A 20,565-nucleotide genomic window follows, 5' to 3' on the forward strand; every position below is an offset into this window, starting at 1 on the left:
GCCGCCTCCGCAGCGGCGGACGGCGCGCCCACCGGGACTCCTCAGGGGCCGGCCCTAGGGCACCTGCTGGTCCTTGCCCAGCGCGATCACCCCGCCCTTGGAGACGGTGTACAGCTCCGAGTCGCGCTCCGGGTTCACCCCTATCGTCGCGCCCGGCGGCACCTCGACGTTCTTGTCCAGTACCGCCCCGCGCACCACCGCGCCCCGCCCGATGTGCACGTTGTCGTGCAGCACCGAGCCCTGGACGACCGCCCCCGGGTCGACCACGACCCCCGGGGAGAGCACCGACCGGGTGACCTGGCCGCGGATCAGGCAGCCCGCGCTGATGATGGACTCGCTGGCGATGCCGCCGGCGTTGAAGCGGGCCGGGGACAGCTGGCCGGAGTGGGTGTAGATGGGCCACTGCCGGTTGTAGAGGTTGAAGGTGGGGCGCTCGGCGATCAGGTCCATGTGCGCCTCGTAGTACGCGTCGAGCGTGCCGACGTCCCGCCAGTAGCCCTGGTCGCGGGTGGTCTCGCCGGGCACGTGGTTGGCGCTGAAGTCGTAGAGCTGGGCCTCGCCGCGGTCGGTGAGCTGGGGCAGGATCGAGCCGCCCATGTCGTGTACGGAGCCGGGGTCCTCGGCGTCCCGCTGCAGCGCCTCGATGAGGGCCTTGGTGGTGAAGATGTAGTTGCCCATCGAGGCGAACACGCAGTCGGGGTCGTCGGCGAGACCGGCCGGGTCGGCGGGCTTCTCCAGGAAGCGTTCCACCGTCTGGCCGTCGGAGGCGGGGCTGATCACGCCGAAGGACGACGACTCGCCGCGTGGGACGCGTATCCCGGCCACCGTCACACCCGCGCCGCTCTCGATGTGCTGGGCGAGCATCTGACGCGGGTCCATGCGGTAGACGTGGTCGGCGCCGAACACGGCGACGTACTCCGGCCGCTCGTCGTAGACGAGGTTCAGGGACTGCAGGATCGCGTCCGCGCTGCCCAGGTACCAGCGCGGGCCCAGGCGCTGCTGGGCCGGGACCGGGGTGACGTAGTTGCCGAGCAGGCTGGACATCCGCCAGGTGGTGGTGATGTGCCGGTCCAGGGAGTGCGACTTGTACTGCGTCAGGACGCAGATGCGCAGGATGTCCGCGTTGACGAGGTTGGACAGCACGAAGTCCACCAGGCGGTACGTGCCGCCGAAGGTGACCGCGGGTTTCGCGCGGTCCGCGGTCAGCGGCATCAGGCGCTTGCCCTCTCCGCCCGCCAGCACGATTCCGAGCACCGAAGGACCACCACGACGCATGGCCTCTCCCCTCACCCTGGTTGATCCATGCCTGCCCCCGCGCACCACGGAATACGCCTGTTCGGCGAACTCCTGTCGCACTAACCCTGTTTGAGAATCTCCTCGTAGAGCCGCACCGTGCGCCGGGCGACCGCGTCCCAGCCGAACTCGCCCACCGCGCGCTCCCGCCCGGCCTCGCCCATCTCCCGCGCGGCCGCCGGATCGCCGAGGACCGAGTCCAGTGCGCGCGCGAGCCCCGTCTCGAAGTCGTCGTCCACGGACACGAGCACTCCCGTCCTGCCGTCCTCCACGACCTCGGGGATGCCGCCGACCCGGGAGGCCACGACGGGGGTCCCGCACGCCATCGCCTCCAGGTTGACGATGCCCAGAGGTTCGTACACCGAAGGGCAGACGAACACCGCGGCGTGCGTCAGCAGTTGGATCACCTCGGGACGCGGCAGCATCTGCGGGATCCAGTGCACGCCCTCGCGGACCCGGCTCAGCTCCTGGAAGAGCTCGCGGAACTCCTGGTCGATCTCGGGGGTGTCGGGAGCGCCGGCGCACAGCACGACCTGCGCGGCCGGGTCGATGTCCCGCACCGCGCGCAGCAGATGGGGCACGCCCTTCTGGCGGGTGATGCGGCCGACGAACAGGACGTACGGGCGGGCCGGGTCTAGTCCGACGCGACGCAGGGCGTCGGTGCCGTGGTCGGGGCGGTAGAGCGTGGTGTCGATGCCGTTGTGGACGACGTGGACCTTGGCCGGATCCAGTGCCGGATAGCAGCCGAGGATGTCGTCACGCATGGCGCCGGAGACCGCGATCACCCCGTCGGCGGTCTCGATCGCGGTGCGCTCGGCCCAGCTGGACAGCGCGTATCCGCCGCCGAGTTGCTCGGCCTTCCAGGGGCGCAGGGGCTCCAGGGAGTGCGCGGTCATCACGTGCGGGATGCCGTACAGGAGCTTGCCGAGGTGGCCGGCCAGGTTGGCGTACCAGGTGTGGGAGTGGACGAGTTCGCGGCCCTCGAGGCCGGCGGTCATCGCGAGGTCCACGGAGAAGGTGCGCAGCGCGTCGTTGGCGCTGTCCACCGCCGACCAGGGCCGGTGGCGGATCACGCCCTCCGTACGGCCCTCGCCCCAGCAGTGCACGTCCAGCTCGACGAGGGACCTCAACTCCCGGGCGAGGAACTCGACATGGACACCCGCGCCGCCGTACACGTCCGGCGGGTACTCCCGGGTCAGCAGTCCCACTCGCACCCGGAACCCCCTGTCTCGTCGGCTGGTTGCTTTCATGGTCACCCAGATGCGCCGCGCGCGGAAGACCGCGGGGGTCGTGTGAAGCAACAGTCGCCACAGACGCCTCCACCGGGCACGCGGTAGTAGAGGCAGCAGCTGCGGCGCCGGAAGGCGGTGCCGGTGAGGGTGCCGGTGCCGGCGAGGAGGGGGTGCGCCAGGAGCTGCCCGGTGAGGGCGCCGGCCGACACGGCCACGTCCGTACGGCCGTGAGCGCGCGCCCAGCCGTCCAGCTGCCGGGCGGCGCCGGCCAGCGCGGAGGCGGCGTTGCCCCACAGCAGGCCCCGGGCGACCCGGTACCGGGCGTGCAGGTGATCGGCCAGCGGCTGGAGGTGGGCGTGCAGGACGACGTCCGCGAGGGTCTTCGCGTCGCCGGGCAGGGGCCGTACGGTGGACAGCCACAGGTCGTCGGGGGCGCTGCCGTCGGGATCCCAGTGCAGCAGCCGCGGGTCGAGGTCGGGGACCCCGCCGTAGAGGGCGGCACTGCCGAGGGCCGCCGACCACAGGCGGGCCGCGAAACCCTGCTGCGCGACCGAGGCGGCGATCCGGGACTCGGGGGCGGCCAGCGTTTTCGCTACCTTCCTGACCCGGAAAGTCATAGAATTCTCGTAAAAGTCCGAGAAACCGATCTCGTACACGTGAGCGAGCGTCGGCGGCGCCGGATGCGGTGCTCCGGTGGTGCGCAGTACGAAGAATCCGCCCAGCGGACGAAGCGCGGCGAGATCGGGGTCGAGGTCCACGAAGAGCAGTAGTACCAAGGCCCCTAGGGGGTGCGACCCCGGGGTCTGCGCTCCGGGTCACCCACCTTGGGGATGATGGGGTCCGATTCGTACTCCATCGGCAGTAGGACCCATTGCCTGCTCAGGTACGACGACGGGAAGAACTTTTCGCGGGATCGTGTTGGTCATGGAAGCCGACCGTACGCCGCGCCGGGCCCAGGGCCCCCGCCTCACGCAGAGGAGCCGCTCATGAGTGCCCTCGCGTTGTCCGTGCTGCTGTCGTTCGTCTCCGCCGTGGCCTACGCGGGCGGAGCGATCGTGCAGGAGCAGGTCGCGGTGTCCTCTCCCTCCCAGCAGTACGCGCCGCTGCGCCGGCCGACCTGGTGGGCGGCGGTCGCTCTGAACGGCCTGGGCGGACTGCTGCACGTGGTGGCACTCGCCTACGGCCCGCTGAGCCTGGTCCAGCCGCTGGGCGCACTCACCATCGTCTTCGCCCTCCCCATGGCCGCGCTGTTCGTGGGCCGCAGGGCGGGCGCCACGGCGTGGCGCGGCGCGATCATGGCGACGGTCGGCCTCGCCGGTCTGCTGTCCCTGGTCGGCGCGTCCGACGCGCGGTCCCTGGACACCACCCAGCGGGTACTCGTGGCCGTGGTCACCGCCGTGGCGGTGGTCGCGCTGATGATCGCCGGCCGGGCCGCTCACCGGCACCCGGCGGTGCGCAGCATCCTGCTCGCGACCGCCTCCGGTATCGCGTTCGGCATGTCCTCGGTGTTCACGAAGACCGTCGCCGTCGACTGGACGGGCGGTGTCTCCACGGCCGACGTGCCGTCGCTGGCCGTGATCGGCATCCTGGCCACGGCCGGCATGCTGCTGTCCCAGGCCTCCTACCGCGGCGCGGGGCTCGCCGCCCCGCTGGCCACGCTCACCGTCGTGAACCCGGTGGTGGCGGCCGCGGTCGGCATCACGATGTTCGGCGAAACCTTCCGCTACGGCACGACCGGCACCGCTCTCGCGCTGAGCTGCGGTGTGGTCGCGGCGGGCGGTCTGATCCTGCTGACGACGGAGCGGATGGAGCGCGCGCACGCCGACTCCGCGACGGACAGGGAGCCGGAGCCGGCCCGGACCCCGGCCGCCGATCTCGTCGTCCAGCCCGTGGAGCTCCGGCCGGCGCTCGCGGCGGGGGCGGTCACCACCTCCGCCGGACCGGTCCTCGTCGAAGGGCCGGCGGCGCGGGTGCCCGTACCCGAGCAGCCGGTCGCGGTGGGGGTACTGGAAGACGTGTTCATCCCGAGCCCGGCGGCCGCGGCGGCCCCGGTCCGGGGCCCGGGAGGCGAGCTGCGGGACACGATCCCGCCGGCCTTCCGGGGCACCGACGCCCCGGACGGCGGGGAGCCGGCGCAGCCCGGGATCCCGGCGTACCTCTACGGCCCCTTCTACGGCGGCCCCTTCATCCCGCTGCCGGCCCTCGACCGACACCGTACGCGCGTCAGATCCTGACGCCGCCGGCCCTGAGATAGGCGACCGGATCGATGTCCGTACCGAAACCGGGCCCCGTCCGCACCTCGAAGTGCAGATGCGGGCCCGTGCTGTTGCCGGTGGAGCCCGAGCGGCCGAGCCGCTGTCCGCCGCCCACTGTCTGCCCGGTCTTCACGGAGATCGCCGACAGGTGGGCGTACTGGGTGTAGCGGCCGTCGGAGTGCCGCACCACCACCTGGTAGCCGAACGACCCGCCCCACCCGGCGGTGACGACCTTGCCGGACGCGACCGCCTTCACGGACGTGCCGGTGGGCACGGCGAAGTCGACGCCCGTGTGGTAGCCCTTCGACCAGGAGGACCCCGCCTTGTGGTAAGGCGTGCCGGCCGCGGCGTTCACCGGGGAGACCAGCGCGTCGCCGGACGTGGCCTTGTCTTCGGTGTCCTTGGTGTCCTTGGTGTCCTGCGAGCCCTGTGTACCCGAAGACGCCTTCTCGCCGGTCGACTTGCCGCCGGTCGAGGTCGTCGTGGTGGTACCGGCCGCTTCCTGGCCCCGCAGCTTCAGACGCTGACCGGGAAGGATCAGGTCGGGGTCCGGTCCGATGGCCTTCCGGTTGGCCGTGTACAGGCCACGCCACCCGCCCCGTACCCGCTGGGTGTCGGCGATCTCGGAGAGCGAGTCGCCGTGGACCACCGTGTACATCTCGGCGGTCCCGGCCCGGGACTGGGGCGTGGTCTGGGGCTGTACGTCCGCCACCGAGCCGCGGCCCGACGTCTTCGCGGTGCTCTGGCCACTCCCGGCGGGCCGGATGTCCGGGGTGTCGCCGCCCCGCGTGAGCCCGGCCCGTACCGAGCACACCGGCCAGGCATCCGGGCCCTGGCCGTCCAGCACCTTCTCCGCCACCGCGATCTGCTGGTCCTTGGTGGCCAGATCCGCCCGCGGCGCGTACCGCGAACCGCCGTACGCCTCCCAGGTGGACTGGGTGAACTGCAGCCCGCCGTAGTAGCCGTTGCCGGTGTTGATGTTCCAGTCGTTGCTCGACTCGCACGCGGCGACCTTGTTCCAGGTGTCCACGTCGGCGGCCTGAGCCACCCCGGCGCCGATGAGCGGCATCGCCATCCCGGCGCCGCCCGCCGTGACGGTGAGCGAGGCACGGTTGATCCTGTTCGGCTGATACCGGCGGTGCCGGCCGCGTACGGCCATGAAAGGTCCCCCTCGACATGCGTCAGGAGGGGCAAAAGTAAGCGCTGCGAACAGGCCATGACAAGGCGGCAATCGGCCGCCCTCCTTTACCCCCCGACTTCCCCCCTCAGTCAAACCGGTTGCGGGAAAGCCCAGTTGATCGACCATGGGGCGGTTACACTCCGTCCCACCAGGGGCGGAGTCGCGTTCAGGGGGGTTCCTGAGCACGGGAATGGGGCGGCGGTGGACTACGAGTTCGACGTGTTCATCAGTTACAGAAGAAGCGCGGGACACGTCAGGGAATGGGTCTGGAATCATTTCTTCCCGATCCTCAAGGGATGCCTGGAGGACGAGCTCGGGAAGGCCGAGATCTTCATCGACCGCAATCTGAACGACAAGATCGGCATTCCGTGGCCCGACGAACTCGGGGGATCGCTGCACCGGAGCAAACTGCTGGTACCTGTTCTGTCCGCCCCCTATTTCCACTCGGAGTGGTGCACGGCCGAGTGGGGGACGATGGAGGAGCGGGAGAAGCTGACCCGGCGACGGGGGCTCATCTTCCCCGTGGTGTTCGCGGACGGCGAGAACTTTCCGCCGGAGGTGCACGACCGGCAGCTCGACAACGCGTTCAAGAAGTACAGCGTGCCGCACCCCAAGTACCGGGACTCCGAGTCCTATCCGGCCTTCCACCGGGAGGTGCAGCGCCTCGCGCGAGACATTCGCGAACGGCTGGAACAGGTGCCCGAGTGGCATGCGGACTGGCCGACCCTGACCCCGGCGGCCGCCGAACGCCGGCCCGCCCCGCTTCCCCGGTTCGGAGCCTGCTGGAGACCGGCCAGATCGTCACGTTCTACTCCTACAAGGGTGGCGTGGGCCGCAGCTTCGCCCTCGCCAACACGGCTGTCCTGCTCGCGCGGTGGGGCTACCGGGTGCTGTGCGTCGACTGGGACCTGGAGGCGCCGGGCCTTTCGTACTTCTTCGACCTCCACCCGGACTCGTCGCCCCGGGCAGGCCTGTTGGAGATGGTCGAGGAGGCCCGCGACACGTCGGTGGGCCCGTCCCTCGCCCTGAAGTACCGCACCGCGGTCCGGCTGCCCGACGAGGTGCGGCTGGATCTGATCGCCGCGGGCCGCCAGGACGCCACGTACATCTCCCGCCTCCAGGAGGTCGACTGGGAGAAGCTGTACACCGACCACGATTTCGGTGACACCCTCGAAGCGTGGCGGGCCGAGTGGATGAAGAACTACGACATCGTCCTCGTCGACAGCCGCACCGGCATCACCGACTCCGGAGGCATCTGCACCTCGCAGGTCCCCGACGTGCTCGTCTTCGCCTTCACCGCCAACCAGCAGAACGTCGACGGCGTCCTGGACATCGTCGACCGCGCCATGAAGGCCAGGGACGGTCTCCCCTACGACCGGCCGCGCCTGCTGACCGTGCCGCTGCTGAGCAGGTTCGACGCGCAGCCCGAGTACAGCAAGGGCGAGACCTGGCGCCGCACACTGGCCGAACAGATGGAACCGCGGCTGCGGGACTGGGCCCCGCGGGGCAGCACCGCCGCCGAACTCCTGCAGCGCGTCACCATCCCCTACTTCCCCGTCTGGTCCTTCGGCGAGTCGCTGCCCGCCCTCACCGAGAGCCATCGCAACTCCGAACAGGTCACCTACAGCATCGCGTCCCTCGCCGCGCTGCTCGCCCGCCGTCTGGAGGACGCGGGCCTGCTGATCGAGAACCGGGACTCCTACGTCGACAGTGCGCGGCAGGCGGCGCGCCGGACCTACGAGGCGGACCTCTTCGTCAGCTACAGCGGCACGACCGCCAAGCTGGCCCGGCAGTTCCTCGCGCTGCTGCACGAGAACGGGGTGACGACGCGTCCCCACCGGGCCGACGGACCGGAGGACATGTTCTGGTCCCCCGAGCGCCGACAGCAACTCATGGACGAGTGCCGCCACTTCGCGATGCTGGTGGACGGGCACTCCTCCTCGGAACAGGAACAGGACCTCGGCTACTTCCTGCGCCGTTCCGTCAGCGGGGTCACCCCACGGCTCACGCTGCCCGTGGTGACCTCGTCCGAGGCGTTCGAGAACCTGCCGCACATCGCCCGGTCACTGCAGGCGTTCAACCTGGAGCACGGCACCCTGGCCCTGGCCGCCCGTGCCGTCGCCGCCCAGCTGCGAAAGGACCCGGACGAGGAGTTCGGTGCGCCCCGGCGTACCGCCGAGCACCGGTTCGACGTCTTCCTCTCCTACGCGCACGCGGACCGGGACTGGGCGCTGGCCCTCGCGGAGAACCTGCAGCGGCTGGGGGTCAGTGTGTGGGTGGACCAGTGGAACAGGGTGCCGGGGGAAGAGTGGACGTCCCGGCTCCAGGACGCGCTGGCGAACTCCGAGGTCCTGGTGTCCGTGGTGACACCGCACTGGACACGGTCGCAGTGGGCGGTCGAGGAGTTCCTCGAGGCGCGGCAGAGGCAACGGGTGATCCCCGTGGTCCTGGATGAGCCCCACCCACCCCAGTTCGTCGTCGAGCAGCCCTACGTCGACTTCGGCGGGGCGCGCTCCCCGATGACCTATGTGCGAGAGGTCGAACACCTGGCGCGCCTCGTGCTGGGCCTGCCCGCCGACCGCCCGCTCCCCCGCAGGGCCTCGTTCGTCCTGCCGGACTCCCTCCTGTACTGAGCCACGCGGGGCTCGGATCCGTATCTGCGTACGCACCTCCGGCAAAAGCCGGACGTGCCGGTGGGTGCCGGGCGCGTCAGGACGGCCAGGGGGCAGTATGGGGCGTACACGACCGGCATCACCGATTCCCGCACTAACAGGAGCCAACCGAATGACTGACTCAGCCCAGATCGGCGTCACCGGACTCGCGGTCATGGGACGCAATCTCGCCCGTAACTTCGCGCGCAACGGCTACACGGTCGCCCTGCACAACCGGACGGCGTCGCGTACGCACGCGCTGGTGGAGGAGTTCGGGAGTGAGGGCGACTTCGTCGCGGCCGAGACGGCCAAGGAGTTCGTGGCGGCGTTGGAGCGGCCCCGGCGCCTGGTCATCATGGTGAAGGCCGGGGACCCGACGGACGCGGTGATCCAGGAGTTCGCCCCGCTGCTGGAGCCCGGCGACATGATCATCGACGGTGGCAACGCGCACTTCGCCGACACCCGGCGCCGCGAGCGCGAACTGCGTGAGCAGGGCATCCACTTCGTCGGCATGGGCGTCTCCGGCGGCGAGGAGGGCGCGTTGCACGGACCGAGCATCATGCCGGGCGGGCCGAGGGAGTCGTACGACTCGCTGGGTCCGATGCTGGAGAAGATCTCCGCGAAGGCGGCGGACGGGGCTCCGTGTGTGACCCACGTGGGTCCGGACGGCGCCGGGCACTTCGTGAAGATGGTGCACAACGGCATCGAGTACGCCGACATGCAGCTGATCGGCGAGGCGTACCAGCTGCTGCGGGACGTCGCCGGGTACGAGCCCGCGCAGATCGCCGAGATCTTCCGGACCTGGAACACGGGCCGGCTCGACTCCTACCTGATCGAGATCACGGCCGAGGTGCTGTCGCACGTGGACGCGGCGACCGGAAAGCCCTTCGTGGACGTGGTGGTGGACCAGGCCGAGCAGAAGGGCACCGGTCGCTGGACCGTCCAGATCGCGCTGGACCTCGGTGTGCCGGTGTCGGGCATCGCCGAGGCGGTCTTCGCGCGCTCCCTGTCCGGTCACGCCGCGCTGCGGGACGCCTCGCGGGGGCTGGCCGGGCCGACGGCCACGCCGCTGAGCGAGGCGGAGGCGGGCGCCTTCGCGGACCGGGTGGAGCAGGCGCTGTACGCCTCCAAGATCGTGTCGTACACCCAGGGCTTCCACGAGATCGCCGCGGGCAGCGAGGAGTACGGGTGGGACATCGACCTCGGCGCCGTGTCCGCGCTGTGGCGGGGCGGCTGCATCATCCGTGCGGCCTTCCTGGACCGGATCCGCGCCGCCTACGACGCGCGCGCCGACCTGCCCAGCCTGCTGTCCGACGAGACGTTCGCGCAGGAGATCGCCGCGGCGCAGGACGACTGGCGTGAGGTCATCATCGCCGCGACCCGCCAGGGCGTCCCGACGCCGGGCTTCGCCGCGGCCCTCGCCTACTACGACGCGCTGCGCGCGGAGCGGCTGCCGGCGGCGCTCACGCAGGGGCAGCGGGACTTCTTCGGCGCGCACACGTACCGACGCACCGACCGGGACGGTTCGTTCCACACGCTGTGGGGCGGGGACCGCTCGGAGATCTCCGCGTAGCACCCACCGGGTGCGGTGGTTGTGAGGTGGTTCTGACGTGGTTGTGACGCAAGTCTGACGTGGTCCGCGGGTGGTGCGGGTGGCGTGCGGGCGGTTCCCGCACTTCCCCGCGCCGCTTCGTCCACGGGAGCAGGGGCGGGCGGCGATCGACTCGCCGCCCACCCCTGCGTGTTTCAGCTGAGCGGGGGTCCCGGTTCCGGGGCCGGCACGGGTTCCGGGCCCGGCGGGACGGGGGACGGCCCCGGAGCGGGATCGGGCGGCGGGGTGGGAACCGGTCCCGGCGCGGGCGGCTGGGGCACCGGCTCCGGGACCGGATCGGGGTAGGGCTCCGGGGGCTGCGGGTCCGGGCCCGGTGCGGGCCCCGGCCCGGGACCCGGCACGGGGTCCGGGTGGACGGGGTCGGGGTACGGGTGCGTCATGGCGTCCTCCGGCCAATCGGTCGACGTCGGCTCTGGACTACTCCCCCGCGTACCCGAGGGCGGCGCCACCACTCACCCGGCCGCGTGAAGGGGGTGAGCCGGGTGGGTCTGCCGACATGCGGCGCGACGTCGGTCGTCGCCGTGTCCGGGGGCGGCGAGGGCCGGAGCACCGGGGGCGGGCTGGGTGGTGGGCGCGGGGCGCGGTGGTCGGCGGGCGCGGGGCGCGGTGGATGGCGGGCGCGAGTCGCGGTGCTCGGTGCGCGTAGGCCGGACTCTCGGTGCGCGTAGGCCGGACTACTCGGTGCGCGTAGGCCGGACTACTCGCTGAGAAGCGCGGGCGCGGTGCACGGCGCGCTCGGGTCTCACCGCTCGCCGCGCCTAGGCCGGACTGCTCACCGAGCGCGGGGCGCGGTGCACGGCGCGCTCAGGCCGGGCCCTGCTTGGCGTGCGCGGCCCTCGCCGCCGCGGCCAGGCCGAGGCGTGGGCTGGACAGGACCGGAACCCGGGTGGTCGTCAGGCGCTCGGCCGGGGCGATGGAGACCTGGGCCAGGACGATCGCGTCGGCGTCGGTGATCGCGTCGGCGGCGGTCGCCACGAGTCGGGCGCACCCGTCGGTGTCACCCGCCGCGAAGCGCTGCCATGCGCCGGGCACCACATGGGTGCGTACGGCCACGGGGCGTCCGGCCCGGTGGGCCTCCTCCTCGATGAGGTCCGCCGTCGGACCGAGTGTGCTCTCCACGGTGGCGAGGACGGCGACGCGAGGGCCGGTGGCCACCGCGGCTGCCGCCATCGGGCGGTCCACCCTTAGGACCGGGGCCCCGGCTTCCGCGGCGGCCGCCTCAGCGATGCCACCGATGGTCGAGCAGGTGCACAGCACGGCCCGGGCGCCCTCGGCGACGGCTTGTGAGAGCACGGCGCGGACGTCGTCCGCCACCGCGTCCGGGCCCTCGACGCGGGCCCGGGCGAGCAGCTCCTCGTCCACGAAGTGCCGTAGCTCCAGCCCTTGGTGGGTCTCGTCGCGCAGGGCGTCGAAGACCGGGACGTGCAGGAACGAGGTCTGGAGCAGTGCGAGCACGGATGGATCTCCTTCCGGACGGCTCAGAACCGTCCGGGGTGCGCCGCCAGCCACGCCTTCGCCGAACGCAGCAGCTCGGGGTCGGCGGCCGGTGCCTCGTCGGGGTGGCGTTCGGCCCACTTGACGACGTACGGGCACAGCGGGGCGACGACGACGCCCTCGCGCTTCGCGACGGCGTACAACTCCCGCGCCAGCGAGCCCGCGATGCCCTTCCCCTCGTGGGCCGGTTCGACGATCGTGTGGACCGGGACGAGCGCGCCCGCGGGGGACTCGAGGACGAAGTACTCGATGTGGCCGACGACTTCACCGTCACCGACCGCCTCCAGGCGGCCCGCCGCCCGGTCGTCGCGGATCTCGATGTCGCTCATGGGCACGCTCCTGGTCCGGAGGTCGGGGTCAGGCCACCACGGCCTGCGGGCTGCGCTCCTGGTCCGAGCCCGGCACCGGTTCGGAGGGGTCGGTTCCGAGGGCCACGACGCGGTTGTCGCGGTCCACGTGCACGACCCGGGGTTCGAGTGCCCGCGCCTCGGCGTCGGTCACCTGAGCGTAACTGATGATGATCACCAGATCGCCGGGGTGGACGAGGTGGGCGGCCGCCCCGTTGATCCCGACGACACCGGAGCCGCGCTCGCCCTCGATGACGTACGTCTCGAGTCGGGCGCCGTTGGTGATGTCGACGATGTGCACGAGCTCGCCGGGCAGCAGGTCGGCGGCGTCGAGGAGGTCGGCGTCGATGGTCACCGATCCCACGTAGTGCAGGTCGGCCTGGGTGACGGTGGCCCGATGGATCTTGGACTTGAACAGAGTACGCAGCACTTTGGACTCCTGGAAGACGGCTCCCTGCCTGCTTTGTGCAGGTCAAAGGCATCGTTCACTGTACACGGGCACGCGTTGAACTCGAAGATATCGAGGAACATCGGTTGACTCTCACGAGAAGGCTCTCCACCTGCACTTTCACGAGAGACTGGCTGCCGTGACAGCGCTGATCCGGCATCTGTTCGGACAGCCTTTTCGGACTGTCCAGATGGGCGGCCTCTCAGCACACAACACGAGCGGCTCCTCGTTGAGCGTCGGGAGTCGAGCGGCCTGCCTGACGGTGGGTGCGGCAGTGGCCTCGGTGGCGGGCGCGTCCACCCTCGTGGCGAGCGCACCAGCACCGACGTCGGCACGCCTCGTGCAGCCGCCGCCACCGGCCGACCTCGTTCCCGTCCCGCCGGCGACGCCGGCACGACATGCCCGACCGGCACCTGAGGTCCGCCCTCAGGCCCAGGAACGAGAGCGTCGCGGACGTCCTACCAGCCGGGTCGGCGCGTAGACGGGCAGGTTCGCCGTCATCCCCCTCTCGGCCGCGCGAGCGGCGGCAATGTCGGAGACCGACAGATCGTTGATCGCCGGGACCCAGGGGGCCAGCTCGGCTTCGAAGGCGTAGGACATGGTTCTCTGCTCCTCGGAAACCTCTCACCCGCGCGATCGTCGGGACGGCAGCCAGCGCCCCGCGCCATAGGTGACACCCAGCGTCAGCATCCCCGCGGCGTTTCCGTGAAGGCGGCCGGTCGCATGGGATCCCCCGGTGCGTCAGGTTGACGGGGTGGGCCAGAGGGCGGTGACGTCGTCGGCCGGAGGTTCCGTGATCATGCGGCCGGCGTCGGCCGGGGAGCCGCCGATGGCCCGGGAGTTGCCCTCGGCTTTCGCGGCGTACGGCGGCCAGCCCGGGGAGCCGGTGGCGGCGAAGGCGGCCCAGGAGCCGACGAGGGTGTCGCGGGCGGTGAGGTGTTCGGGCGTGTCGGCGCCGACGAGGGACAGTTTGTCGAAGACGTGGAGCAGGTCGGCGCCGTGGAAGGCGCCCATGGCCGGTCCGCACGGTTCGTCGAGGAGGAGGTAGTGGTAGGCGCGGCCTCCGGCCCCTGCCTGGGCCTGAGCCAGACGCGTGGCCGGGATCCGGTAGAGGGCGTCGGTGAGGAAGGCACCGCGCAGGGCTGACAGGTCGTCGGGGTCAGCGATGCGGCTCCGGTAGGCGTTGAGGAGCTTCTCCGGTTCCGTGACACCGGCGCGCCGCATCTCGGTGTACAGGGCTGTTTCGCCCTCGGGGCGGAAGGAGTCACCGCCGATCATCTGGAAGACGCGGACTTCGTCGCGGGTGGCGCCGACGAGCAGGGGGATGTCGGCGGCGGCGCCGTCGGCGACGGCCTGCTGCGGGGCGACGGGCAGCACCCCGCCGTCGAGTACGGCACCCCAGGAACGGCCGCCGGGCAGGTTGCGGCGCCCGATGTCGCCGGTGACGACAGTGCCCTGGGCGTCCAGGATCCGCTGACAGGTGACGGTGAGCAGGTCCTCGGCGTCATCGAGGCGGAGTGCGGTGATCAGATCCTCGGCCATGGTGGTGGCGGTGGCCCGGTCGAAGATCCGGGACGTGCTGCCGCTCTGCAGGATCGCCTTGTGGAAGAGGCCGGCGGCCGCGGGTGCGGCCAGCAGGGCTCCGATGGAGAAGGCACCGGCGGACTGCCCCGCCACGGTGATGTTGCCGGGGTCACCGCCGAAGGAGGCGATGTTTTCCCGCACCCAGCGCAGAGCGGTCATCTTGTCCTGCAGGGCGAGATTGGTGGACCCGGCCCACTGGCTGCCGAGGTCGGCCAGGTGCAGGAATCCGAGGGCTCCCAGGCGGTAGTTGGCGGTGACGACGACCGCGCCGGTCTGCCGGGCGAGCGCGGCCCCGTCGCTGTAGGGGGGTGCGGCGGAGCCGGCGTCGTACCCGCCGCCGTAGACCCACACGATGACGGGGCGGACAGCGTCCTCGGCCGTCGTCGTGGGGGTCCAGACGTTGAGATACAGGCAGTCCTCGGACGTCTCCCGGATCTCCGCCGTGGGGAAGGTGGGGAAGGAGGACTCCTGGCTCGCCCCCGGCACGAGGGAAGACGCGCCCTGCGCGGGCGCCGGTGCGAAGCGGTCGGCCCGGCGGACACCCTGCCACGGCCGGGGCGGCTGGGGCGGGCGGAACCGCAGCTCGCCCACCGGGGGTTCCGCGAAGGGGATACCGGCAAAGAGACGACCCCCGCCGGGACGTGCGCATCCGCGAACGGTGCCCGCGGCGGTATCAGCCAAAAGTGTGTCTGTCATGGGCGTGAGCGGCCTTCCCAAGGATGCGAGGTCAGGTGGGCGGAGGTGAGCATTCCACCCCTACGTGACATCGTCCGTCAGGATTTACGCTCGTTTTCGTGAAAGCCGACCGACTGCTGTCCATCCTGCTGCTCCTCCAGAGTCGCGAGCGGATCTCCCACGTCGAGCTCGCCGAACGCCTGGAGGTCTCGGTCCGCACCGTCTACCGGGACGTCGAAGCACTGTCCGCCGCCGGTGTCCCGGTGTGGACGGAGCGCGGACGCAGCGGCGGTGTGCGGCTGCTGCCCGGCTACCGCACCGACGTCACCGGGCTGACCAACGACGAAGCACGCGCCCTGTTCGTCCTCGCCGCCGAGGGCACGCACGACGCGCTCGGCCTGGGCGAGGCGATCCGCTCCGCGCTGCGGAAGGTCATGGCCGCGCTGCCCGCCCCGCACCGCGGCGAGGCCGAGCGCACCAGTGAGCGCGTCCTCGTCGACCCCGTCCGCTGGATGCACGGCATCGAAACGGCCTCCGACGCCCATCTCGCGGAGCTCCAGCACGCCGCCTTCACCGACCGCCGGCTCCGGCTGACCTATCGCAGCGGCGACGCCCGCGAACCGCGCGGTCACACCGTGGACCCGTACGGGCTGGTCAGCAAGGCAGGCGTCTGGTACCTGGTCGCCGACCGGGACGGTGAGCCCCGGCTGTTCCGCGCCGACCGCGTCCTTGCCGCCGCGGTCACCGACGAACCCGTCCACCGCCGTCCCGGCCAGAACCTCGCCACCGTCTGGGCCCTGCTGCGCGAGCGCTTCGAGAGCCTGCCGGACGGCCTCCGCGTCCACTGCCGCGTACACCGCGAGCAACTGGAGCTCTTCCAGCGCCTGTTCGCCTCCCAGCTGGTCGCGCCGCCCCACCCCACGGACGGCGGTTGGGCCCGCGCCGAACTTGCCTTCCGCGAACTTCCCGACGTACGCGGCCTGCTCTCCCTGGGCGCCACCGTCGAGGTCCTCGACCCGCCCGAGGCCCGCGCCGAACTCGCCGCCGTGGTCGCCGAGCTCGCCACCCTCTACAGCGCACCCGCCTGACGCCACCGACCGACCTGCGGCGGTTGGCGGCGGTCCCTCGTGGCCGCGGCTCGGCCTTCCGTCGCGAAGGGAGCCGGCTCATGCCGATGGCGCCGGTCAAGAGGGCCTTCCCAGCGGCGCTCCGTCCGCTTCCGGATGCGTTCCGGGGAAAGAGGAGCTGGAGGGCTGCGGGGAAAGGCTGGACGGTTACGACCGTGCGGGCCCCTGCACCGGGCCGCGTGCGGAGTGGGCCAACAGCTTGGTCACCAGCTCGTGCAGGACCAGCCGCTCGACCAGGGTGAGCGGCTCCACGAGGTCGGCGGTGACCTGCGGGCCATGCGCGGCGAGGGCGCGTTCCAGTAGTTCAGGCAACAGCTGACGCTCTACGCCGGCGAGGCGACCGGGACACCCTCCCCGGGCTGGCTCGGCCTGCACCCCGGGCGCTGACCGGGACGGCGGCCCCACGCCACGAATCTCCGGCCGGCGTCTGCTTCCACGGGTTCGGCGGCTCGTCAGCAGCAAGAAGGACTCCCGGCGGCTTACTTGACTCTCGTCGGGATCTCGGAGGGCGTTTTCGCCCCGGTGCTTCATCCCGTAACTGGTGATTGATCCAGAGGTATCGGGTCGCGCCAGGAGATGGTGGCTCGCCGGCGCCGCGAGACGGTCGTGGCCTGCGACGCCCGCCACGATCGCATCCACGAGGCACAAGCGGCCAGATCAATCACACCGCGAGTGCTCGCGTGGTTGGGTTGACGGCGCACACGTGTGCGCCGTCAACCCAACCACACTCCTCACCTGCTGCGGTCCTGATCAGAGGTTCAGCAGGTGTGCCGCGTTGCGGTGCGCGATGCGCTTGAGGTCGGCGCGGGAGAACGGCGCTGTGCGGAGGAACTCGACTGCCTCGGCCGTAGATTCGTAGGGGTAGTCGACGGCGAACAGCAGCCGGTCGGCGCCGAGGGCCTGGACGGCTCCGAGGAGGGCCGCGTGGGAGAAGACGCCGCTGGTGGTCGCGTAGAGGTTGTTCCGCAGATAGTGGGAGGGCAGTTGTCGCGGCCTGCTCTTGGGGCCGGCCTGGTGGTAGCGGCTGTCGAGCCGGGCCAACTGGAAAGGCAGCAGTTCTCCCATGTGCCCCAGCGTCACCGAGGCTCCGGGGAACTCGTCGAACACTCCACCGTAGATCAGGCGAAGTGCGTGGGCACCGACCTGCGCTGTCCATCCCCAGGACGGCCCGCTCAGCACGGGGTGCCCCTGGAACACCCGCCACTGATCGGCGGGGAAGAGCGCGGGATGGATGTAGAGCGTCACGCCGAGCCGTTCAAGCTCGGCCCACACCGGCCGGAACTGCGGCTCGTCGAGGTAGTGGCCCAGAACGTGGTCGTTGTGCAGGACCCCCTTGAGTCCGAGTTGCTCCACCGCCCGGCGCAGCTCGACCACGGCGGCCTTCGGGTCCTGCAACGGCAGGGTGGCGAAGCCGGCGAACCGTGTCGGGTGGGCGGCGACCACGTCGGCCAGGTGGTCGTTGACCCGGCGGGCCGTGGCCACGGCCTCGGCGGGGTCCTCGATGGCCTCCACGCCGGGTGAGGTGAGCGACAGGATTTGCATGTCCACGCCATGCTTGTCCATGTCCGCCAGCCGCAACTCCGTGAGGTCGGCGAGCCGGCGCCCCCACTCCTGCCCCCAGCCGGGAGGCATCCGGGCTTCGCCTGGCCACGGGATCAGCTCCGGAACGGAGAACGCCTCTTCGACCGCGATCACCTTCATGCGGCGCCCCGGGCCGCCGGCGGGGGTCCCGGCCGACGTGGAGGGGGCGGCCTGCGCGGGGGCGGGCGAGGCGGCGAGGGCTGCCCCGCCGGCGGTGGTGCCGGCCGCGGCGGCCAGCAGGCGCCGCCGCGAGGTGCCTGCGGTGAGGGGGGATTCAGACGATCTTGGCGTCATCGTCATGCCTTTCCATCGGTTTACGGGAAGCAGGCGCATGGGTCGATAGGTGGGGTTCGATTTCGGACTCCACCATTAGGTAACCTACTCATAGGCTACCTAATAAAGAAGGACCTCGGAAGCTCCGGCGATGTTGGGCACCAGACCTGACCGGCCTACGATCGACAGACCGCGCCGAACCGACCGCCCACCGCGAAAGCAGAACCACATGCCCTCCTCCCCGCCTGACCCCGAGCCGCTCATCCGGCTGCTGTGGCGCGCACACAACTGGTTCCGAGCCGCCCTGACCACTGCGTTCGAGGCCCAGGAAGACGGGTCCGCCATCAGCGCGGCACACGTGACCCTGCTCAGTCAGCTCCCGCCAGAAGGGGCGAGCATCGCCGAGCTGGCCCGGCGTCTGGGCGTCAGCGCCCCGACAGCGCACCAGTGGGTCCACGAACTTGTCGCCCTGGGCGTGGTGACCGTGGAGAGCGATCCGCACTCCGCCCGGTCGAAGCTCGTACTCCTCACGGAGGCCGGTGTCCGGCGCCGCGCGGAGACGATGCAGATACTGGCCGGGCTCGAAGCCGCACTCGCCGAGCGCGTCGGTGCGGATGCCGTCATCGCACTTCGGGTCGCGCTGGAGGAACCATGGGGATCTCCGGAATCGACGGTAGCGGAACTCCCCAGCCCTTCCACGCCTTAACGCTGTCGGCTCCCGGGCACAGTGGCCGGCCCCTCCCCGGGCAACAGGCCGCCAGGCCACCACACGCCGACCGCATGACCGGTCCGGCGGGAACCCGCAGGACAGTCAGACGCTGGAACGTCTACGGAATCCCTGCCGCCCCGGCCGCCGCCCGCGCCACCGTCGGCTGACCAACCTCTACGCTGACAAGGGATATTACGACCGCCCGCGCCACTCGCCCCGCAAGCGCGGTGTCACCCGCAAGGGCATGGAGCCCTCGAGCCGCCTGGGCCGCCACCGCTGAACGACGGAACGCACCGCCTCCTGCCTGACCGGATGCCGCCGCCTGCGCCCTCGTCCGGTTCCGCCGGCTCACCGACTGACCTTGTTGCACCAGGTGCTGCAAGCCCGCCCGCCGGGCGGGCCCCGAGCTCTTCACAACAGGCGGATGAGCGTGCCGCACGGGTGGCCGGAGGCACTCCGCTGACGGGCCTTGGCGGCGTCGGCGATCAGGGGGGATCACGCAGGTCACAGCGACGCTGCTGGACTCCTCCCGCGGGCCCGGCCCTCAGCGTGTGGGCTGGGGGTGCGGGTGGCTGTAGCGAGCGGCGGGAGTGGGGCGGTTGCCGCCCGCGAGCAGGGCGGCCTCGGCGGCCAGGAAGGCCTCGAGCGCGGCGGTCTGGTCCTCCAGGCCCGGTACGCAGATCGTCTCCCCCAGGCGCAGGCCGGCGAGGCTGGCTCCGGCCACGCCCTCCGCAGTCATGGCGGAGGGAATGTTTCCGTATCCGCCGGCGAACTCCGTCGCCACGATGCCTGGGCAGACCACCTGGGTGCGGATGGGCGTGTCGGCGAGTTCATGGGCGAGGGTGCGGGTGAAGGCAACGGTGGCGGCCTTGGCGGCGTTGTAGATGGTGCGGGGCGGCATGTGCGGGTTGCTCTGCCCGGCGCTGAAGGCCAGCAGGGAGGCGACCGTGACGATGGTCCCCTCCCCCGCGGTCAGCATGCCGGGCAGGGCGGCGCGCGCGAGCTGGATGGACGCCACGCCGTTGAGGGTGAGCAGGCGGTCGATCTCCTCCGGGGCGACCTCGGCGAGCGGCGCGTAGCCGCCGTCTCCCGCGTTGCTGATCAGCAGCCGGACATCACCGGCTGCCAGGCGCTTGGTCACCGCAGTGAGGCCGTCGTGGTTCCCGAGGTCCGCGGGAAGGACCTCCACGGCGGCGCCGGCCGCGCGGAGTTCGTCCGCGAGCGCGGAAAGGCGGTCGGCCCTTCGGGCCACCAGGACGAAGTCGCAGTCGGCCGCGAGGAGGCGGGCGTAGGCGGCGCCGATACCGGAAGAGGCGCCGGTGATGAGAGCAAGAGTACGAGACATGAGGACAGCTTTATTCAAACGCCTGCGTCATGTCAAACGTTTGATGGTTGGCCAGTGTCGTATTCTCCCCGCATGACGCTGCATGACGAGGGCCCCGTCGGCGCCGACGCCCTGGACCGAGTGACCTGGGCACTGCGGCGGGCGGAGTTGGCCGTGACAGCCCTGAAGGAGCAACGGCTGCGCTCGCTGGGCATGGCGGCGGCACACTATTCCCTGCTCATCGCCGTCCACGTCGATCCCGGCCTGGCCGGAGCGGAACTGGCCCGCCGCCTCAACGTCACCCCGCAGGCGGTGGCCTCCCTGGTGGCCCGACTGGAGGGCCGGGGCCAACTGGAACGCCGGCCACACCCGCGCCACCGTCACGTGCAGGAGCTCCACCTCACCGACGCCGGCCGCGACGCGCTGCGCAAGGCCGACTCCGTGATCGCGGAGATCGAACAACAGATCACCGAGAAGCTCGACACCAAGAGCTCCAGCCAACTGAAGGCTCTTCTCGACCAGGTGACCGACGCGATACAACAGGTGCAACCGGCAGACCCCCTCAACAGACCCGTCACCTTGCGCAAAGACGGCACACCGGGGTGATCGCGCAAGAAGCCGGCACGGACGAGGAAGCCCAGCGTCATCAAACCAGCCTGCACCTGTCGGACGAGGGTGCGCGTCAGGTGCATGCCGTCCACGATCGGGGCGCCCGGTTCCCGGCAGGCTCGGCCGGACGGCCGATTGTGGTGGCCGGACATCGGCCATTCGGCCGAGTCC

The 20,565-nt window shown here is 71.3% G+C and carries 18 protein-coding genes and 1 pseudogene; 7 read left to right on the forward strand and 12 right to left on the reverse strand.

The annotated features are described in order from the left end of the window. Positions 1-54: 54 nt before the first annotated feature. The 3 genes from glgC to AQJ84_RS22740 all read right to left on the reverse strand — a co-directional run bounded on the left by glgC (position 55) and on the right by AQJ84_RS22740 (position 3,301). Positions 55-1,275, reverse strand: a complete 1,221-nt coding sequence (gene glgC / locus AQJ84_RS22730; protein ID WP_030041746.1) for a glucose-1-phosphate adenylyltransferase — start codon at positions 1,273-1,275, stop codon at positions 55-57. A gap of 80 nt (positions 1,276-1,355) precedes the next feature. Further along, entirely contained in the window at positions 1,356-2,507 is a 1,152-nt protein-coding gene (glgA, locus tag AQJ84_RS22735; RefSeq protein WP_030041745.1) for a glycogen synthase, read from the reverse strand. Between the two features lie 38 nt (positions 2,508-2,545). After that, a complete protein-coding gene (locus AQJ84_RS22740; RefSeq protein ID WP_030041744.1) occupies positions 2,546-3,301 on the reverse strand; it encodes a (2Fe-2S)-binding protein in 756 nt (251 codons plus the stop codon). 210 nt (positions 3,302-3,511) lie between these two features. Here AQJ84_RS22740 and AQJ84_RS22745 point away from each other — a divergent pair, with 210 nt between their 5' ends. Continuing rightward, complete coding sequence (locus tag AQJ84_RS22745) at positions 3,512-4,759, forward strand: DMT family transporter (RefSeq protein WP_030041743.1); 1,248 nt, start codon at positions 3,512-3,514, stop codon at positions 4,757-4,759. On the opposite strand, the gene AQJ84_RS22750 is transcribed toward AQJ84_RS22745, so the two are convergent. Continuing rightward, positions 4,749-5,939, reverse strand: coding sequence for a transglycosylase family protein (locus AQJ84_RS22750; RefSeq protein ID WP_030041742.1), 1,191 nt, complete (start codon positions 5,937-5,939; stop codon positions 4,749-4,751). The genes AQJ84_RS22745 and AQJ84_RS22750 overlap by 11 nt on opposite strands. A gap of 57 nt (positions 5,940-5,996) precedes the next feature. Between AQJ84_RS22750 and AQJ84_RS45120 the strand changes: the two are divergent. The 3 genes and pseudogenes from AQJ84_RS45120 to gndA form a co-directional block, all read left to right on the forward strand. Beyond that, positions 5,997-6,512: pseudogene (locus AQJ84_RS45120) on the forward strand (toll/interleukin-1 receptor domain-containing protein); the annotation flags it as partial. A 152-nt stretch (positions 6,513-6,664) separates the two neighbouring features. Then, positions 6,665-8,593 carry a KGGVGR-motif variant AAA ATPase gene (locus tag AQJ84_RS22755; protein WP_051870034.1) on the forward strand — a complete coding sequence of 643 codons (1,929 nt, stop codon included), beginning with the start codon at positions 6,665-6,667 and terminating at the stop codon, positions 8,591-8,593. 151 nt (positions 8,594-8,744) lie between these two features. Beyond that, positions 8,745-10,184 carry an NADP-dependent phosphogluconate dehydrogenase gene (gene gndA / locus AQJ84_RS22760; RefSeq protein WP_030041740.1) on the forward strand — a complete coding sequence of 480 codons (1,440 nt, stop codon included), beginning with the start codon at positions 8,745-8,747 and terminating at the stop codon, positions 10,182-10,184. Between the two features lie 843 nt (positions 10,185-11,027). On the opposite strand, the gene AQJ84_RS22765 is transcribed toward gndA, so the two are convergent. The 5 genes from AQJ84_RS22765 to AQJ84_RS22780 all read right to left on the reverse strand — a co-directional run bounded on the left by AQJ84_RS22765 (position 11,028) and on the right by AQJ84_RS22780 (position 14,792). Beyond that, on the reverse strand, positions 11,028-11,678 hold the full coding sequence (locus AQJ84_RS22765) for an aspartate/glutamate racemase family protein (RefSeq protein ID WP_053192568.1): 651 nt from the start codon (positions 11,676-11,678) through the stop codon (positions 11,028-11,030). Positions 11,679-11,701: 23 nt separating this feature from the next. Next, positions 11,702-12,046: a GNAT family N-acetyltransferase gene (locus AQJ84_RS22770; protein WP_030041739.1), complete on the reverse strand. Its 345-nt coding sequence runs from the start codon at positions 12,044-12,046 to the stop codon at positions 11,702-11,704. A 28-nt stretch (positions 12,047-12,074) separates the two neighbouring features. Further along, positions 12,075-12,494, reverse strand: coding sequence for an aspartate 1-decarboxylase (panD, locus tag AQJ84_RS22775; RefSeq protein ID WP_030041738.1), 420 nt, complete (start codon positions 12,492-12,494; stop codon positions 12,075-12,077). A gap of 444 nt (positions 12,495-12,938) precedes the next feature. Next, positions 12,939-13,112, reverse strand: coding sequence for a hypothetical protein (locus tag AQJ84_RS43125; protein ID WP_157875003.1), 174 nt, complete (start codon positions 13,110-13,112; stop codon positions 12,939-12,941). Between the two features lie 141 nt (positions 13,113-13,253). Then, positions 13,254-14,792: a carboxylesterase/lipase family protein gene (locus AQJ84_RS22780; protein ID WP_053192570.1), complete on the reverse strand. Its 1,539-nt coding sequence runs from the start codon at positions 14,790-14,792 to the stop codon at positions 13,254-13,256. 98 nt (positions 14,793-14,890) lie between these two features. Here AQJ84_RS22780 and AQJ84_RS22785 point away from each other — a divergent pair, with 98 nt between their 5' ends. After that, complete coding sequence (locus tag AQJ84_RS22785) at positions 14,891-15,859, forward strand: helix-turn-helix transcriptional regulator (protein WP_030041735.1); 969 nt, start codon at positions 14,891-14,893, stop codon at positions 15,857-15,859. A 186-nt stretch (positions 15,860-16,045) separates the two neighbouring features. Here the strand turns inward: AQJ84_RS22785 and AQJ84_RS43130 are convergent, their stop codons facing one another. Together AQJ84_RS43130 and AQJ84_RS22790 are read right to left on the reverse strand one after the other, a co-directional pair. Next, positions 16,046-16,210, reverse strand: a complete 165-nt coding sequence (locus AQJ84_RS43130; protein ID WP_157875004.1) for a hypothetical protein — start codon at positions 16,208-16,210, stop codon at positions 16,046-16,048. Positions 16,211-16,648: 438 nt separating this feature from the next. Beyond that, complete coding sequence (locus AQJ84_RS22790) at positions 16,649-17,779, reverse strand: amidohydrolase family protein (protein ID WP_225889118.1); 1,131 nt, start codon at positions 17,777-17,779, stop codon at positions 16,649-16,651. Between the two features lie 202 nt (positions 17,780-17,981). Here AQJ84_RS22790 and AQJ84_RS22795 point away from each other — a divergent pair, with 202 nt between their 5' ends. Further along, entirely contained in the window at positions 17,982-18,458 is a 477-nt protein-coding gene (locus AQJ84_RS22795; protein WP_030041731.1) for a MarR family winged helix-turn-helix transcriptional regulator, read from the forward strand. A 547-nt stretch (positions 18,459-19,005) separates the two neighbouring features. On the opposite strand, the gene AQJ84_RS22800 is transcribed toward AQJ84_RS22795, so the two are convergent. After that, the gene (locus tag AQJ84_RS22800; protein WP_037803305.1) at positions 19,006-19,806 is read right to left on the reverse strand and encodes an SDR family NAD(P)-dependent oxidoreductase; all 801 of its coding nucleotides are present in this window, start codon (positions 19,804-19,806) and stop codon (positions 19,006-19,008) included. Between the two features lie 72 nt (positions 19,807-19,878). On the opposite strand from AQJ84_RS22800, the gene AQJ84_RS22805 reads away from it, so the two are divergent. Further along, positions 19,879-20,391 (forward strand): MarR family winged helix-turn-helix transcriptional regulator, encoded by a 513-nt coding sequence (locus AQJ84_RS22805; RefSeq protein WP_051870032.1) that lies wholly within the window; start codon positions 19,879-19,881, stop codon positions 20,389-20,391. The last annotated feature ends 174 nt before the right edge of the window (positions 20,392-20,565 follow it).

This window comes from Streptomyces resistomycificus (assembly GCF_001514265.1).
GTDB classification, from domain to species: Bacteria; Actinomycetota; Actinomycetes; order Streptomycetales; family Streptomycetaceae; genus Streptomyces; species Streptomyces resistomycificus.